The organism is Ruegeria sp. D3 (assembly GCF_056534465.1).
The window spans coordinates 449,655-464,829 of sequence record NZ_JBQFPK010000001.1 but is presented as its reverse complement, the minus strand read 5'-3'; the positions used below and the strand labels follow the sequence as shown (position 1 = coordinate 464,829).

Below are 15,175 nucleotides of genomic sequence, written 5' to 3'. Positions count from 1 at the left end.
GCCATGAGCCTGAAAGACGCAGCCCTCTTAGTCCGCGAAAATGCCTATGCACCCTATTCGAACTTCAAGGTCGGAGCGGCGATCCGATCTGCCTCGGGCGAGATTTATTCCGGATGCAATGTCGAAAACGTGGCCTATCCCGAAGGCACCTGCGCTGAAGCAGGGGCGATTGCCGCCATGGTTGCCGCAGGTGAGCAGGAACTGACCGAGGTTTATGTGGTTGCCTCATCGCCTCAGCCCGTACCGCCCTGTGGGGGGTGCCGTCAGAAACTGGCTGAGTTTGGCAAGCGCGAGGTCAAGGTGACGCTGGCCTCGGTCGAAGGGGCTGAAATGGAAACCAGCATCGGCGATCTGCTGCCGGGGGCCTTTGGCGCCTCGCATATGGAGTGAGCTATGGACGCCCGTTCGATCAACGCCAAGCTGCGCCGTGGTCAGGTGCCCACGGCCGAAGAACTGCGCTGGTTCGCGCAAGGTCTGGCTGATGGTGGCGTCAGTGATGCGCAGGCTGGGGCTTTTGCGATGGCCGTCTGTATGGGCGGTCTGGGCGCGCAGGGCCGCGCTGACCTGACGGTTGCAATGCGCGACAGCGGCGACGTTCTGACATGGGACGTGGATGGCCCGGTGATCGACAAACACTCGACCGGAGGGGTGGGAGATAGTGTCAGTCTGGTGCTTGCGCCTGCACTGGCTGAGATGGGGGCCTATGTCCCGATGATCTCGGGTCGTGGGTTGGGCCATACCGGTGGGACGCTGGACAAGCTTGAGTCGATTCCGGGCGTGACCACTCAGATCAGCGAAGATCGTCTTGCGCAGATTTTGCGCGAAACCGGCGCGGCCATAGTTGGTGCAACGGGGCAGATCGCCCCTGCGGACAAGCGGCTCTATGCGATCCGCGATGTGACGGCGACCGTGGAAAGCCTGGACCTGATCACCGCTTCGATCCTGTCCAAGAAGCTGGCCGCCAGCCCTGATGCTCTGGTGCTGGATGTCAAGGTGGGCAGCGGCGCGTTTATGAAAACCCACGAAGATGCGCGCAAACTGGCACAGGCCCTGACCCAGACCGCGAATGCTGCGGGATGCCGCACCTCGGCGGTGATCACGGATATGAACCAACCTCTGGCCCCGGCGCTGGGCAACGCGTTAGAGATCTGCGAGGTCATGAAGGCCATGACCAACGGGCGCAACACGCCCTTGGCCGAAATCTCGGCCGAGTTGGGCGGCGTTTTGCTGGTTGATGCCGGGATGTGTGCGACCTTGGATGAGGGGCGCAAGAAACTGGCCGAAATTATCCGCTCTGGCCGTGCGGCCGAAAGGTTCGGGCGCATGATGGCCGCGGTCGGCGCGCCACTGCATTTCGTCGACAACTGGTCGCGGTACTTGCCCGAGGCCAGCGTGATTCTTGAAGTTCCTGCGCCAAGCACGGGCTATGTCACTGCGATGGATGGCGAAGCGTTGGGGCTGGCCGTCGTTGCGCTTGGCGGCGGGCGGCAAGTTGAAAGCGACGTGATCGACCCCGCCGTTGGAATTTCCAATATCGTCCGGCTGGGCGACAAGCTGGACAAAGGCGCGCCGTTGGCCATTATCCACGCCGCGCGCGAGGACGCGGCGCAACAGACGGCGCAGGCCGTCCTGCAGGCGATCAGCCTCGGGCCGGACAGCCCCTCGCTGCCGGGGATCGTGCATGAAAGGATCACCGCATGACCCGCGCGTTTCTGGTCGTGATGGACTCGGTCGGCATCGGCGGCGCGCCGGATGCGGATCACTTTTTCAACGGCACGGTGCCCGATACGGGGGCCAACACGCTGGCCCATATTGCGCAGGCCTGCGCTGACGGGCGGGCCGAGGATGGGCGCTCGGGCCCGCTGCACTTGCCTCATCTGGACGCTTTGGGGCTGGGGGCGGCGACCCGTCTGGCCTCGGGCGCGGATACGCCGGGGCTGCGGGCGGAACCGACCGGCCTATGGGGCTGCGCGCGGGAACATTCGCCGGGTAAGGACACGCCCTCGGGCCATTGGGAACTGGCCGGGCTGCCGGTGCCGTGGGACTGGCATTACTTTCCGGATACGCAGCCAGCCTTTCCTGCCGACCTCAGCCGGGCCGCCGCCGAGGCTGCAGGAACCGACGGCATATTGGGCGATTGCCACGCCTCGGGTACGGCTATCATTGCAGACCTGGGCGCCGAACATCTGCGCACCGGCTGGCCGATCTGCTATACCTCGGCTGACAGCGTGTTCCAGATCGCGGCGCATGAGGAACATTTTGGCCTCGACCGCCTGCTTGAAATGTGCCGAACTCTGGCCCCACGCCTGCATGAGATGAAAGTGGGCCGGGTCATCGCGCGACCATTCGTGGGAACGCCGGAACAGGGCTTCACCCGCACCACCAACCGCAAGGATTTCGCGATCCTGCCGCCCGCGCCGGTTCTGACCAATTGGGCGCAGGATGCGGGGCGGCGCGTTCATGCGGTGGGAAAGATCGGTGATATCTTCTCGATGCAGGGGATCGACGCATTGCGCAAAGGCTCGGACGCGGAGCTGATGCGTCACCTCTCCGATCTGGTCGATGAGGCGGAAGAGGGCAGCCTGACCTTCGCCAATTTTGTCGAGTTCGACAGCCTGTACGGCCATCGCCGCGACATCAGCGGCTATGCCCGCGCGTTGGAATGGTTTGACCGTGAAATCGGCGCAATCATCGCCCGTCTGCGGCCCGGAGACTTGGTGCTGCTGACCGCCGACCACGGCAATGACCCCAGCTGGATCGGCACCGACCATACGCGCGAACAGGTGCCCGTTCTGATCGCCGGGCGAGGCGCGGGCCAGGTCGGCGCAGTGAATTTCACCGATATTGCGGCTAGCATCGCACACCACCTGAACATCCCGGCGCAGGGGCCGGGGCGGAGTTTTCTATGAGCGTCGCAGACCTTCCCAAAATCGAATTGCACCTGCACCACGAAGGCGCGGCCCCGCCTGCCTTTATCCGGCAGTTGGCCCATGAAAAGCGCATCGACCTGAGCGGGATTTTCAAACCCGACGGCAGCTATGATTTCCGCGATTTCGCCCATTTCCTCAGCGTGTATGAGGCCGCCTGCGAAGTGCTGAAATCGCCCGAGGATTTCCGCCGCCTGACACTGGCCATCCTCGAAGAAAGCGCGGCGAACGGAGTGGTTTATTCGGAAACCTTCCTCAGCCCCGATTTCTGTGGCGGCGGCGACCTGCACGCCTGGCGCGACTACCTGACCGCCATTCGGGACGCGGCGGATGAGGCCGAGCGCAAATACGACATCACCCTGCGTGGGGTCGTGACCTGTGTGCGCCATTTCGGTCCTGAAAAAGCAAAGCTCAGCGCCCATTGTGCAGCGGAAACCGCTGGTGATTGGATCACCGGCTTTGGCATGGGCGGGAACGAGGCTATGGGAGCTCAGGGGGACTATAAGTGGTCCTTTGACTGCGCCCGCGAGGCTGGTCTGCGCCTGACCACGCATGCCGGAGAGTTTGGTGGCCCCGAAAGCGTGCGTGATGCTATTCGAGACTTGCGTGTGGAACGTGTGGGCCACGGTGTACGCGCCGCCGAAGACCCAGACCTGGTCCGCGAGATTGTGGACCGCGACATCACGATTGAGGTCTGCCCCGGCTCGAACGTGGTACTGGGGCTTTTCCCCGATTTCGCGGCGCATCCGATTGCCAAATTGCGCGATGCGGGTGTGAAGGTCACAATTTCCACGGACGATCCGCCGTTTTTCCACACCACAATGAGGCGTGAATATGAGATGTTGAGCAAAGCGTTCGGCTGGGATGCTGAAGTTTTTGCCGCGCTGAACGAAACCGCACTGAACGCAGCTTTTTGCGATGAAGAGACCCGCGCGCGGGTCAAGACAAGACTGGAGAGAACATGAGCGAACACCTGACCGTCGTTGACCACCCGCTGGTGCAGCACAAACTGACGCTCATGCGGGACAAGGGCACCTCGACCGCCAGCTTCAGGCAGTTGCTGCGCGAGATCACTCAGCTGCTGGCCTATGAGGTCACACGTGAGATGCCGCTGACCACCCGCCATATCGAAACTCCGATGGAGGAGATGGACGCCCCCATCCTGGCTGGTAAGAAGCTGGCGCTGGTGTCGATCCTGCGGGCCGGAAACGGGATGCTGGACGGGGTGCTAGAGCTGGTCCCCTCGGCCCGCGTGGGTTTTGTCGGCCTCTACCGCGATGAGGAAACGCTGAAACCTGTTCAGTACTATTTCAAAGCGCCCGAGGGGCTAAAAGACCGTCTGGTCATCGCGGTTGATCCGATGCTGGCCACCGGTAACAGTTCGGCCGCCGCGATTGATCTGCTGAAAGAGGCGGGTGCCACCGATATCCGATTCCTGTGCCTGCTGGCTGCCCCCGAAGGCGTTGCGCGGATGAAAGAAGCGCATCCGGACGTGCACATCGTCACGGCGTCACTGGACCGAGAGCTGAATTCAAAAGGCTATATCATGCCCGGCCTCGGCGACGCGGGCGACCGGATGTTCGGAACCAAGTAAGTCGGATCATCCGCCGCAGATATTCTGCAGCCGGACCCAATCGCGGTCCGGCAGGACCTGCTGTTGGGGACGGCCTGCCATTGGGTCAGCCTCGATCAGGCCCAACACCGTCTCACCGGTTACATCCTTGGCATAGGCAAAAGGTGTCGAGGGCAGAGCGGCTTGGGCAAAGACCTCCAGCAGGTCATCATCCGGCAGGGAAGGGCGGGGCTGTGACAGGACCTCTTCGGTATAGGCATCCACGATGTCGGGCGTCAGTTCGCCGGTTGTCAGCAGTCTAAAGGCAGTGCCCGCTCCGGTGCGGTTCAGCAGATCCTCAAGCGGATCCTGTGCCTGCATTCGTGCGCGTTCTGCAATGATGTACCCGGCGGCAACCGAGGGATCCTCGTGATCTTCGACTAGCGCCCGGTTTAACAACACGATCCCGCCCGGCAGGCTGAGACTGCTTTGCACGCCCGCCGGAAGGATGACGACTTCGCGTACACCTGTGCGTGCGGCCATTTGATCTAACGCTTCTTGGGCGTCTTCGGACGTGCACGCCCGCCCCGATACGCGCTCGATCCGGTCAAGGATTGCACCACCGATATCATGCCGTTTGATCTCGGGAACAACCGAGACCACGTGGTTCTGAAGCGCAACCGGAACCCAAAGCAAAAGCAAGGCCAGAACAGCGACAATGACACCCGCAACGCTGAGCCACCGCAAACGCCCGGGATGTGGGCGCGCGCGGTCGATGGCGCGTTGCAAACGGTCTATCGCCTCGATCATGGTGGTTTCGGTTTCTTCCAGCTCCAGCGTCTCGTCCGGGTCGCCATCGGGATTGAAGACCGCTGGATAACCACCCGGATTCTGTCGTTCCAGCGCCGCCAGGGACCAATGTGTCAGCGCCTTGTCGTTGAAATCCGAGATCGTCAGTGTGGCTTCGCCGATGGAAACCACGACTTCGCGCCGTTGAACGTCGGGCGAAGGACGCCACAGACCGGTGGCCTCGATCCGTTGGTACTGTTTCAGGGCCGTCATCACGGTGGGAACTGCTCATTATTGATTGAGGTCAGTTTAGCACGCAAAAATCCAGTGGCGCAAACCTGTTGCGCCTGGTTCTGTAAATGTGCTGGATGGTGCAGGGCCTTGGGGGCAAGGCTTTATTGGTTTAACAACAAGGCATACCATGTCGCCCGACACGCAGACCTCACCGATCTTGGCCTCGATCCTGATGATAAGCTCGATGGCGATCATTGGGGTGGTGGATAATGTGGTGATCTTGTTGGCCGAGACGATCGGCCTTTGGCAGTTCCACCTAAGCCGCGCCGCGTTGATGCTGCCGTTGATCGTAGGATTGTCGCTATTGGGTTTCGGGAAGTTGCGCCCAAATCGTCTGGGGCCTGTGATGTTGCGCAGTGTGCTGATCACGTTGGCGATGTTGTTCTATTTTGGTGCGTTGGCCCTGATGCCCATTGCACAGGCCTTGGCGGGGCTGTTTACCTCGCCGATCTTTGTGCTTCTGATATCGACGCTGGCGCTGGGGCAAAAGATCGGGCCCTGGCGTATTTTCGCTGTTTTTTTGGGGTTCACCGGCATTTTATGCGTACTGCAACCGAACCCGTATGAGTTCGATGTAAAGGCGCTGCTACCTGTCGCCGGGGGGCTGTTCTATGCACTGAGCGCTGTCATCACGCGCAGTCACTGCGCAGGGGAAAGCACCGTCGCTCTATTAGCGGCCATGGTCGTCACTTTGGGGTTGGCGGGGGCAACGGGTGTGATCGCCTTGACGGTGTTTCCGCTGACATCGCCCGAGGGGCCGGATGGGTTCGTCACGCGCGGATGGGTTTGGCAGATGCAACCTGCTATCCCCTGGATCGTCGTTCAGGCCGTTGGATCGACAATCGCCGTTTTCATGCTGATCAAAGCCTATCAGATCGGAGAGCCGTCCTATGTCGCGGTATTCGAATACTCGATCATGATTTTTGGCCCCCTGTTCGCCTGGCTTGCCTTTGGCCAGTCGATCGGCGTCATGCAGATCGCAGGGATTGCCCTGATCGCGACGGCGGGCGCCGTATTGGGCTGGAGAGCCGGGCGCACATCCCCCGAGAGCGCCATCGCATGATCATTTCCAGGGGTCGGCGATACGTGTTTGTTCATATCCCCAAAAGCGGAGGGACATCGCTGTCTTTGGCTTTGGAAGACCGGGCTATGAAAGACGATATCCTTGTGGGCGATACACCCAAGGCGCTGCGACGCCGCAAGCGGTTAAAGGCGATGACGGGCGCAGAACGTCTCAGGAAACACGGCGTTTTGTCTGATATCGACGGGATAGCATCCGCGGACGAACTTCGGTCGATGTTCACCTTCACTCTGGTTCGGAATCCTTGGGACCGGATGGTCAGCTACTACCACTGGTTAAGGCATCAAACCTTCGAACACCCAGCAGTCGGGCTGGCTCGCAAACTGCCGTTCACAGAGTTCGTTCTGCACGCTGACACAGCGCGGTCTTTCGCAGCCAACCCGGCGCGACGCTATATGACACTGGCGAACGGGGTCGAGCATTGCAGCGCGTATATCCGTTTGGAACAGTTCGAGAAAGACGCCGAGCCTTTGTTCGAACATCTCGGGTTCAGGCTGTCGCTGCCACAATCGAACCGTTCAGACCGTGTTGCAGATTACCGAGGTTATTTCACGCCAACGACACGCGCCGCTGTTGCTGCGACGTGTGCCGAAGATATCGAAAGGTTCGGCTACGGCTTTGATGATTTCGGGATATGATCACGGGTTGATTTGACGTCAACATTGCGCCAACCCGCAGACAGGAAAACTGGCGCATGCAGAACATGCGCCAGTTTTTTAATTCAGGCTGCTTTCGCTTCGGGGTCGAAGCGGCCGTAGAAGGTCTGGCCTTTCTCGGCCATCTCGCGCAGCAGCGGCGGGCAGGCGAAGCGATCACCGTATTTCGCCGTCAGTTGGTCGCAACGCTCGGCCGCATAAGGTGCACCGATGATGTCGACCCAGCTGAGCGGACCACCGGACCAGGGCGCAAAGCCCCAAGCCAGGATCGCGCCAACATCGGCCTCGCGGATGTCTTCCACTACGCCTTCTTCCAGCGCACGGACGGCTTCCAGAACCTGAGCGAACATCAGGCGTTCCTGAACTTCGATCAGATCTGGCTGGTCCTCGGCCAGCGGGAATTTGTCCTGCAGACCTTTCCAATATCCCTGACGCTTGCCCTTTTCGTCATAGTCAAAGAAACCGGCCTTGGACTTACGGCCCAGACGCCCCTGTTCTTCCATCCAGAAGATCAGATCGTCGGCGCTGCTTGCCGGATAGGCATCGCCCATCGCGGCCTTGGTGGCGCGGGCGATCTTGGCCCCCAGATCGATCGAGGTTTCATCGGTCAGGGTAATTGGTCCCACCGGGAAGCCCAGCTGACGTGCGGCGTTGTCGACCAGCACGGGGCTGACACCTTCGGTCACCATACGGGCGCCTTCGTTCAGGTAGGGGATGATGCAACGGTTGCAGTAGAAGAACCGCGCGTCGTTGACCACGATGGGCGTTTTGCGGATCTGGCGCACATAATCCAGCGCTTTGGCAACCGCACGATCACCAGTTTCCTTGCCCTTAATGATCTCGACCAGCAGCATCTTCTCGACCGGCGAGAAGAAGTGGATACCAATGAACTGATCAGGGCGCACGCTGGCCTTGGCCAAATCGGTGATCGGCAGGGTCGATGTGTTCGAGGCAAAGATGCAGTCGTCCGAGATAATCGCCTCGACCTTTTTGGTCATGTCGGCTTTGACGGCGGGGTCTTCGAATACGGCTTCGATGATCAGATCGCAGCCTTTCAGCTTCTCCAGATCAGGTGTCGGAGTGATCAGGCCCAGCATGACGTCTTTCTTGTCTTCTGAGATCTTGCCCCGCTTGACCGACTTGTCCAGATAGGTCTCGGAATACGCTTTCCCTTTGTCCGCAGCAGCTTGGTCGCGGTCAATCAGGACAACCTCCATACCGGCTTGGATCGAGACCAGCGCGATACCGGCCCCCATCATGCCTGCACCCAGAACACCGACTTTCCTGACCGACTGATCGGGGATCCCGGCAGGGCGCACGGCGCCTTTGTCCAGTGCCTCTTTGTTCAGGAACAGCGAGCGGATCATTGCACCTGATGACGGGTTCATCAGCACAGTGGTGAACCAGCGAGCCTCGATCCGCAGGGCGGTGTCGAAATCGACCAGCGCGCCTTCATAAACCGCGCTCAGCAAAGCCTTGGCTGCTGGGTAAGCACCCTGAGTTTTGCCGTGCACCATCGCAGAGGCACCGACGAAGTTCATGAAACCGGCTGGGTGGTAGGGGGCACCACCGGGCATCTTGTACCCTTTGGCGTCCCAAGGTTTGACCAGATCAGTCTCCTTGGCGTTCAGAACCCACTCTTTCGCGGCGGCCATGGGGTCGGCGGCGATCTCGTCGATATAGCCAGCACCTTTGGCTTTTTTGACGTCCAGCATCTTGCCTTCCAGCAACAGCGGCGCTGCAGCAATCGTACCCATCTTGCGGATCATGCGCGTGGTGCCGCCTGCGCCGGGGAAGATGCCGACCATGATTTCCGGCAGGCCGTATTTGGCTTTGGGATCTTCACCGGCAAAGATGCGGTGGGTCGACAGGGGCAGTTCCATGCCGATCCCGGCGGCGGTGCCGGGCAGAACGGCTGCAATCGGCTTGCCGCCCTTCTTGGTTTTGAAGTCCATGCCTGCCAATTCAATCTTACGCAGCAGGGCGTGAATTTTCATCGTGCCTTCGAACAGGCCTTTGGCGGGATCGTCACCGGCCTCTTCCTTCATCACGGCCAACAGGTTCAGGTCCATGCCGCCGGCAAAGGAACCCTTCTTGCCCGAGGTGATGATGATGCCTTTGATCTCGTCATCGGCCAGCGCCTGATCGATACAGGCGTCCAGTTGCGTCAGTCCGTCAAAGGACATCACGTTCATTGATTTGCCGGGAACATCCCAGGTAATCGTGCCGACGCCGTCGGCGTCTTTGGTCAGGGTAAACTCGGTCATCCGTCGTCTCCAATCTGGTCAGCCGTCAGCGGGCTGCCGTCTTTCCGGGTGAAGGATTCGCCATCTGCGTCGTCCTTCACCATCATGTCGATATCGCTATAAAAGCCGGTCTCGGTCGGGGTCCGCGTGCCCACCACCAGAAAGGTCGCGGGCGCATCGGTTTTGTTTACAAGGTGGTGGCCGTTGGGCTCACCTGCGGGCCAGGCCGCACAATCACCGGGCTGCATCTCATGCTCACCATCGTCGTCGATCAGGGTGCAGATGCCGGAAAGCACAATGGCGAACTCGTCCTGCTCCATGTGGTAGTGCCGCAGCGAGGACATCCCCGCAGGCTCCAACCGCACGATGTTGACCCCATATTGGGTCAGACCGCCCGCATCCCCCAGCCGCTGAACGAAACGACCTGCAGTCGCCTCGGCCAGCTTGCCAGGATAGGACGATCCCCCAATAAACGGGATCTGAGAGAGATCCAGCTTGGGCATCAGACCCGCTCGATGATGGTCGCGGCACCCATGCCCGACGCAATGCAGAGCGTGGCCAGACCGGTTTCTTTGTCCTGCCGCTCCAGCTCGTCCAACAGAGTACCGATGATCATCGCGCCAGTTGCACCCAGCGGGTGACCCATCGCAATCGAGCCGCCATTGACGTTAACCAGCTCTGGGTCCACATCAAATGCTTGCTGGAACCGCAACACGACCGAAGCGAAGGCTTCGTTCACTTCGAACAGGTCTAAATCCGAAATCTGCATGCCGTTGTCGGCCAAGATTTTCTGGGTCACCGGAACCGGGCCAGTCAGCATGATAGTCGGGTCCAAACCGATCTTGGCAGTGGCCTTGATCCGTGCGCGCGGTTTGATGCCGTGCTTTTCACCGAATTCCTTGTTGCCGATCAGAACGGCCGCAGCCCCGTCCACGATGCCCGAGCTGTTGCCCGCGTGGTGGATGTGGTTGATCTTTTCCAGGTGCGGGTATTTCAGCAGGGCGACTTTGTCGAAGCCCGGCATCTGCTCGCCCATCATCTGGAAGGCAGGGTTCAGGCCGCCGAGGCTCTGCATGTCGGTGCCGGGGCGCATGTATTCGTCATGGTCCAGAATGGTCAGGCCGTTGCGGTCTTTGACGGGGACAATCGACTTGGCAAAGCGGCCTTCTTCCCACGCCTGCGCGGCGCGGCGCTGCGACTCCATCGCCAGCTGGTCTGCCTGATCGCGGCTGAAGCCGTATTCGGTCGCGATGATGTCCGAGGAAATCCCCTGCGGCACGAAATACGTGTCCATCGCCAGCGACGGATCAACGGCAATCGCCGCACCGTCCGACCCCATGGCCACGCGGCCCATCATCTCGACGCCGCCGGCGATGTAGCCGTCACCGGCACCGCCTTTGATCTGGTTGGCAGCCAGATTCACAGCTTCCATGCCCGAGGCGCAGAAGCGGTTGATGGCCAGACCGGGGATCGATTCATCCAAATCCGATGCCAGAACTGCAGAACGGGCCAGACAGCCGCCCTGTTCCATCACCTGCGTGACGTTGCCCCAGATCACGTCTTCAACGGCGTGGCCTTCCAGGTTGTTACGCTCTTTCATTGCGTTAAGGGCGACGGCGGACAGTCGCACCGAGGTTACCTCGTGCAGGCTGCCATCCTTGCGGCCCTTTCCGCGCGGTGTGCGCAGGGCGTCGTAGATGTAAGCTTCGGTCATGATGCTCTCCTTAAGCTCGATCCGGCACTTGGCCGGGCATCAGGTCGTAGGGGTGTTGCCAACCCGGCTGTTCAGACAGCCGCGTCAGCCATTTGTCGATATTGGGCCATTCGGAACGGTCAAAACCGAAGGGCTCGGGGTAATACAGGTATCCGCAGCAGCTGAGATCGGCGTTTGTCACGCCGTCGCCCACGATCCAGTCGCGGCCATCCAGATGTGCGTTCAGAATTTGATAGGCCGACTTCAAACGGCCCTGATTAAAGGCAATGACGTCAGCATTCCGATGCTCTGCGGGGAGGAAATTCATCAAAAATCGTGTCATGCCAGCTCCTGAGCTGAGCTTGTGATTGTCCCACAAAACCCAGCGCAGAACTTCGTACCGCTCCGCGTGAGAATTACCACCAAACTTTCCGGTCTTTTCGGTCACATACGCTTGAATGGCTCCAGACTGGCTGGTGCTGAAATCACCGTCCACCAAGACGGGTGCTTCGCCCATCGCGTTGACATTCGCCCTGTATTCCGGTGTGCGGGTCTGGCCGTTAAAGAAATCAACTTCGATTGGCTCCCAGTCCAACCCGGACATCTCCAAAGCCAGCGCAGCTTTGTACGAGTTTCCGCTGACGCTGAAACAGTGCAGTTTGATGGTCATCCTTAGCCTCCCTTGACGTATGCCCGACCGAATGGTGCCGTTGGCTCTCGCCCGCCCTGTGTCGGGCGGTTGCGGTTCTTTAACGTTTGCGCGCTTCGAGTTCCGAATTGAAGATGCGCAAGCGGTGCGTCAGGTTCTCCTCGTGAATGACGCTGTTGAAGTTTTCAAACAGGAAAGACAGTGCTTCGCCTTCGTCCAGACCGGCCTCGCGGGAAAAGGCCCTGAGGCGGCGATATCCATCTTCGGTCATGGCAACCGGAAAACGGCGGGTCAGTCGAAAACGTTTCGGCATGTCTATCCTTTCGAAAACCCGGCTGCGGGAACAGCCCCGCAGCCGGTTTCAGATCAGAAGCTTGCCGCCTCGAGCGCCATGACGGTGTCGGCACCGGTCTGAATGCGTGCAAGGTGCAGCGCAGTAGCCGGCAGGCGACGGGCCATGTAGAACTGACCGGTGGCAATCTTGGTCTGGTAGAACTCGGTATCCGAGGTGCCGCCGTCAAGGGCTGCATAAGCCGCTTTTGCCATTTGTGCCCACATCAGGCCCAGGCAGACATGGCCGAACATGTGCATGAAGTCGTTCGAACCGGCCAGCGCGTGGTTGGGGTTCTTGGCGCCGTTCTGCATGAAGTACATGCCAGCTGCCTGCAGATCCTTCGAGGCCGCCTTGAGCGGTTCGATGAACGCCTTGTCCAGCGCTTCGTTCTGGCCACCGTTTTCCTTGCAGAAATTCTTGACCATCTCGAAGAAGGCCATCACGTGCTTGCCGCCATCCGTGGCCAGCTTACGACCCACAAGGTCCAGCGCCTGAACGCCGTTTGCACCCTCATAGATCATCGCGATGCGGGCGTCGCGGGTATACTGCGACATGCCCCATTCCTCGATATAACCGTGGCCGCCGTAGACCTGCTGTGCCTTGACGGTCATGTCATAGCCTTCATCGGTCAGGAAACCCTTGATGACCGGCGTCAGCAGCGAGATCAGGCCGTCCGCATCCTTGTCATGCGAGCGATGCGCCTTGTCGATCATCGTAGCCCCCCACAGGGCAAACGCACGCGCGCCTTCGGTAAAGCTTTTCTGATCCATCAGGCTGCGACGGATGTCGGGGTGGACGATCAGCGGATCGGCCGGACCATCGGGGTTCTTGGCGCCGGTTACATCACGACCCTGCAGACGGTCCTTGGCATATTCTACCGCGTTCTGATACGCAGCCTCGGCCTGTGCCAGGCCCTGCATACCCACACCCAGACGCGCTTCGTTCATCATTGTGAACATGGCACGCATACCTTTGTGCAGGTCGCCCAGCAGGAAGCCGGTGGCTTCGTCATAGTTCATCACACAGGTCGAGTTGCCGTGGATGCCCATTTTCTCTTCGACCTTGCCGACCGAAACGCCGTTGCGTTCGCCCAGCGAGCCGTCTTCGTTGACGATGAACTTGGGCACGATGAACAGCGATACGCCCTTGATGCCCTCGGGGCCGCCGGGGATTTTGGCCAGAACCAGATGGATGATATTGTCGGCCATGTCGTGGTCACCGGCCGAGATAAAGATCTTCTGACCCGACACCTTATAGCTGCCATCGTCCTGCGGTTCGGCCTTGGTGCGCATCAGGCCCAGATCGGTGCCGCAATGCGGTTCGGTCAGGTTCATGGTGCCGGTCCACTCGCAGCTGACCATGTTGGGCAGGTAGGTGGCTTTCTGCTCGTCGGTGCCGTGGGCCAGAATGGCCGAGGCCGCGCCATGGGTCAGGCCCTGATACATGGTGAACGCCTGGTTCGAGGATGAGAACATCTCACCCACCGCGCTGCCGATCACGTAGGGCATGTTCTGGCCGCCGAACTCTTCGGGCATGTCCAGACCGGTCCAGCCACCTTCTTTGACTTGCTCGAAAGCGTCTTTGAACCCTGTAGGGGTGTAAACGACACCATTTTCGTGGCGAACGCCTTCAGTATCGCCAACCACGTTCAGCGGATGCAGAACGTTTGATGAAATCTTGCCTGCTTCTTCCAGCACGGCAGCGGTGAAATCCGCGTCCAGTTCGTCGTAACCGGGAATGTCCGATCCCGATACGTTCAGCACTTCGTGCAGGATGAATTGCATGTCTTTGGTTGGCGCGTTGTAGACGGGCATTTGAAGCTCCCTTTAAAATTCGAATGTCCGGTGATTGGGACCGCCGGGATTTACTCGGCGGCCTTTTTGTCGTTTTTCATCGAGGCGATCACTTTCTCGCCCCAACGCAACTGTTCTTTCAGATCGTCGATCGCCTGGGTCAGTTCTTCCCGGCGTGCTTCCATGTCGGCTAAGCGTTCACGGGCGATCTCAAATGTGCGGGTCATCTGGGTCATCTGCTGATCACCCACATGATAAAGGTCCAGCAACTGCCGGATTTCCTCGAGGCTGAACCCAAAACGCTTACCGCGCAGGATCAGTTTCAGACGGGCGCGGTCACGTTTGGTGAACAGACGTTTCTGTCCTTCACGGATCGGGAACAGCAGTTCCTTGGCCTCGTAAAACCGCAAAGTTCGCGGCGTGACATCATAAGTCTCGCACATTTCACGAATGGTCATCAGATCTTCGGTCATGGCTTCAGCACTCTTGTTCACTGGCGTTGATGTGGTTCAGTTGCGCAGTTTGTGCGCCACTTACAACACGGAGATGGCGTTCGCGTAATCCAAACGCTACGTCACAAATAAGTTGACGTAACTTCCGTTTGCGTCAAGTGGATTTGAGGGTGGGCGGCCGTAACGTCACGTCACGAATAGTGTCGGAAACAACCAGATTGGGGCGTGGAGGCGCAACAAAATAACCCTGCCAGTCAACAGCGCGACAGCAGGGTCGAAAGGAATAGCACTATATCGAAGGGCTGGGTGGCCGCGATCAGTTCAGGGATTTCGCGGTCTGATCGCGCATCTGTTTCAGGGCGTCGATCGCATCGTCAAGCTGTTGTTTCTGTGAATTCAGCTCGATCAGTTGAAGGTCAGCCATCTCGACAAACGTCTTCATCTGCGCCTGATTCCCCTGATCTTCATAGATCAGCAACCACTGCCGGATGTCTTCCAGAGGGAACCCGTATTTGCGCCCCCGCATGATCAACGTCATACGCGCACATTCGCGCGGACCGTAAAACCGCGAGCGGCCTTCACGATCGGGCTGCAAAAGCTCGATATATTCATAGTAACGCAGGGTGCGCGGGGTCACATCGAACTCGGCACACATCTCTTTGAATGACAAACGATCGTCGGACATTCCTGATCTCCTCTGCGGCAGCCT

The 15,175-nt window shown here is 59.6% G+C and carries 16 protein-coding genes; 7 read left to right on the top strand and 9 right to left on the bottom strand.

The genetic code is table 11. The features are described 5' to 3' along the window. The first annotated feature begins 3 nt into the window (after nucleotides 1-3). The 5 genes from ACR0DX_RS02325 to upp are packed head-to-tail and all read left to right on the top strand — an operon-like array spanning nucleotide 4 to nucleotide 4,521. Complete coding sequence (locus ACR0DX_RS02325; protein WP_170354718.1) at nucleotides 4-390, top strand: cytidine deaminase; 387 nt, start codon at nucleotides 4-6, stop codon at nucleotides 388-390. Between the two features lie 3 nt (nucleotides 391-393). Next, on the top strand, nucleotides 394-1,701 hold the full coding sequence (locus tag ACR0DX_RS02320) for a thymidine phosphorylase (protein ID WP_170354717.1): 1,308 nt from the start codon (nucleotides 394-396) through the stop codon (nucleotides 1,699-1,701). Then, a complete protein-coding gene (locus ACR0DX_RS02315) occupies nucleotides 1,698-2,909 on the top strand; it encodes a phosphopentomutase (protein WP_170527047.1) in 1,212 nt (403 codons plus the stop codon). The genes ACR0DX_RS02320 and ACR0DX_RS02315 overlap by 4 nt, the downstream gene beginning before the upstream one ends. Next, on the top strand, nucleotides 2,906-3,892 hold the full coding sequence (locus ACR0DX_RS02310) for an adenosine deaminase (protein WP_170354715.1): 987 nt from the start codon (nucleotides 2,906-2,908) through the stop codon (nucleotides 3,890-3,892). The genes ACR0DX_RS02315 and ACR0DX_RS02310 overlap by 4 nt, the downstream gene beginning before the upstream one ends. Next, the gene (gene upp / locus ACR0DX_RS02305; RefSeq protein WP_170354714.1) at nucleotides 3,889-4,521 is read left to right on the top strand and encodes a uracil phosphoribosyltransferase; all 633 of its coding nucleotides are present in this window, start codon (nucleotides 3,889-3,891) and stop codon (nucleotides 4,519-4,521) included. The genes ACR0DX_RS02310 and upp overlap by 4 nt, the downstream gene beginning before the upstream one ends. A gap of 6 nt (nucleotides 4,522-4,527) precedes the next feature. Here upp and ACR0DX_RS02300 read toward each other — a convergent pair whose 3' ends face one another. After that, on the bottom strand, nucleotides 4,528-5,541 hold the full coding sequence (locus tag ACR0DX_RS02300) for a hypothetical protein (RefSeq protein WP_170724392.1): 1,014 nt from the start codon (nucleotides 5,539-5,541) through the stop codon (nucleotides 4,528-4,530). 148 nt (nucleotides 5,542-5,689) lie between these two features. Between ACR0DX_RS02300 and ACR0DX_RS02295 the strand changes: the two genes are divergently transcribed. Both ACR0DX_RS02295 and ACR0DX_RS02290 read left to right on the top strand, forming a co-directional pair. Then, nucleotides 5,690-6,625, top strand: coding sequence for a DMT family transporter (locus ACR0DX_RS02295; RefSeq protein ID WP_170354712.1), 936 nt, complete (start codon nucleotides 5,690-5,692; stop codon nucleotides 6,623-6,625). After that, nucleotides 6,622-7,281: a sulfotransferase family 2 domain-containing protein gene (locus ACR0DX_RS02290; protein WP_170354711.1), complete on the top strand. Its 660-nt coding sequence runs from the start codon at nucleotides 6,622-6,624 to the stop codon at nucleotides 7,279-7,281. Before ACR0DX_RS02295 ends, ACR0DX_RS02290 begins: the two co-directional genes overlap by 4 nt. An 83-nt stretch (nucleotides 7,282-7,364) precedes the next feature. Here the strand turns inward: ACR0DX_RS02290 and ACR0DX_RS02285 are convergent, their stop codons facing one another. From ACR0DX_RS02285 to ACR0DX_RS02250, 8 genes are all read right to left on the bottom strand, one after another. Continuing rightward, nucleotides 7,365-9,566, bottom strand: coding sequence for a 3-hydroxyacyl-CoA dehydrogenase NAD-binding domain-containing protein (locus ACR0DX_RS02285; RefSeq protein ID WP_170354710.1), 2,202 nt, complete (start codon nucleotides 9,564-9,566; stop codon nucleotides 7,365-7,367). Continuing rightward, nucleotides 9,563-10,048, bottom strand: coding sequence for a cupin domain-containing protein (locus ACR0DX_RS02280; RefSeq protein ID WP_170354709.1), 486 nt, complete (start codon nucleotides 10,046-10,048; stop codon nucleotides 9,563-9,565). The genes ACR0DX_RS02285 and ACR0DX_RS02280 overlap by 4 nt, the downstream gene beginning before the upstream one ends. Continuing rightward, on the bottom strand, nucleotides 10,048-11,259 hold the full coding sequence (locus ACR0DX_RS02275) for an acetyl-CoA C-acetyltransferase (protein ID WP_170354708.1): 1,212 nt from the start codon (nucleotides 11,257-11,259) through the stop codon (nucleotides 10,048-10,050). The genes ACR0DX_RS02280 and ACR0DX_RS02275 overlap by 1 nt, the downstream gene beginning before the upstream one ends. Nucleotides 11,260-11,269: 10 nt before the next feature. Next, nucleotides 11,270-11,908, bottom strand: a complete 639-nt coding sequence (locus ACR0DX_RS02270) for a glutathione S-transferase family protein (RefSeq protein ID WP_170354707.1) — start codon at nucleotides 11,906-11,908, stop codon at nucleotides 11,270-11,272. A 79-nt stretch (nucleotides 11,909-11,987) separates the two neighbouring features. Next, nucleotides 11,988-12,200: a hypothetical protein gene (locus ACR0DX_RS02265; RefSeq protein WP_170354706.1), complete on the bottom strand. Its 213-nt coding sequence runs from the start codon at nucleotides 12,198-12,200 to the stop codon at nucleotides 11,988-11,990. Nucleotides 12,201-12,253: 53 nt separating this feature from the next. Beyond that, entirely contained in the window at nucleotides 12,254-14,035 is a 1,782-nt protein-coding gene (locus ACR0DX_RS02260) for an acyl-CoA dehydrogenase C-terminal domain-containing protein (RefSeq protein ID WP_170354705.1), read from the bottom strand. A gap of 50 nt (nucleotides 14,036-14,085) precedes the next feature. Then, nucleotides 14,086-14,487 (bottom strand): MerR family transcriptional regulator, encoded by a 402-nt coding sequence (locus ACR0DX_RS02255; protein WP_170354704.1) that lies wholly within the window; start codon nucleotides 14,485-14,487, stop codon nucleotides 14,086-14,088. Between the two features lie 295 nt (nucleotides 14,488-14,782). Beyond that, a complete protein-coding gene (locus ACR0DX_RS02250; protein ID WP_170354703.1) occupies nucleotides 14,783-15,151 on the bottom strand; it encodes a MerR family transcriptional regulator in 369 nt (122 codons plus the stop codon). Nucleotides 15,152-15,175: the final 24 nt, after the last annotated feature.

Bases quoted from the DNA above. Each gene is read 5' to 3' on its own strand.
- ACR0DX_RS02325 (WP_170354718.1), top strand. From the start codon at position 4: ATGAGCCTGAAAGACGCAGCCCTCTTAGTCCGCGAAAATGCCTATGCA.
- ACR0DX_RS02320 (WP_170354717.1), top strand. From the start codon at position 394: ATGGACGCCCGTTCGATCAACGCCAAGCTGCGCCGTGGTCAGGTGCCC.
- ACR0DX_RS02315 (WP_170527047.1), top strand. From the start codon at position 1,698: ATGACCCGCGCGTTTCTGGTCGTGATGGACTCGGTCGGCATCGGCGGC.
- ACR0DX_RS02310 (WP_170354715.1), top strand. From the start codon at position 2,906: ATGAGCGTCGCAGACCTTCCCAAAATCGAATTGCACCTGCACCACGAA.
- upp (WP_170354714.1), top strand. From the start codon at position 3,889: ATGAGCGAACACCTGACCGTCGTTGACCACCCGCTGGTGCAGCACAAA.
- ACR0DX_RS02300 (WP_170724392.1), bottom strand. From the start codon at position 5,541: ATGACGGCCCTGAAACAGTACCAACGGATCGAGGCCACCGGTCTGTGG.
- ACR0DX_RS02295 (WP_170354712.1), top strand. From the start codon at position 5,690: ATGTCGCCCGACACGCAGACCTCACCGATCTTGGCCTCGATCCTGATG.
- ACR0DX_RS02290 (WP_170354711.1), top strand. From the start codon at position 6,622: ATGATCATTTCCAGGGGTCGGCGATACGTGTTTGTTCATATCCCCAAA.
- ACR0DX_RS02285 (WP_170354710.1), bottom strand. From the start codon at position 9,566: ATGACCGAGTTTACCCTGACCAAAGACGCCGACGGCGTCGGCACGATT.
- ACR0DX_RS02280 (WP_170354709.1), bottom strand. From the start codon at position 10,048: ATGCCCAAGCTGGATCTCTCTCAGATCCCGTTTATTGGGGGATCGTCC.
- ACR0DX_RS02275 (WP_170354708.1), bottom strand. From the start codon at position 11,259: ATGACCGAAGCTTACATCTACGACGCCCTGCGCACACCGCGCGGAAAG.
- ACR0DX_RS02270 (WP_170354707.1), bottom strand. From the start codon at position 11,908: ATGACCATCAAACTGCACTGTTTCAGCGTCAGCGGAAACTCGTACAAA.
- ACR0DX_RS02265 (WP_170354706.1), bottom strand. From the start codon at position 12,200: ATGCCGAAACGTTTTCGACTGACCCGCCGTTTTCCGGTTGCCATGACC.
- ACR0DX_RS02260 (WP_170354705.1), bottom strand. From the start codon at position 14,035: ATGCCCGTCTACAACGCGCCAACCAAAGACATGCAATTCATCCTGCAC.
- ACR0DX_RS02255 (WP_170354704.1), bottom strand. From the start codon at position 14,487: ATGACCGAAGATCTGATGACCATTCGTGAAATGTGCGAGACTTATGAT.
- ACR0DX_RS02250 (WP_170354703.1), bottom strand. From the start codon at position 15,151: ATGTCCGACGATCGTTTGTCATTCAAAGAGATGTGTGCCGAGTTCGAT.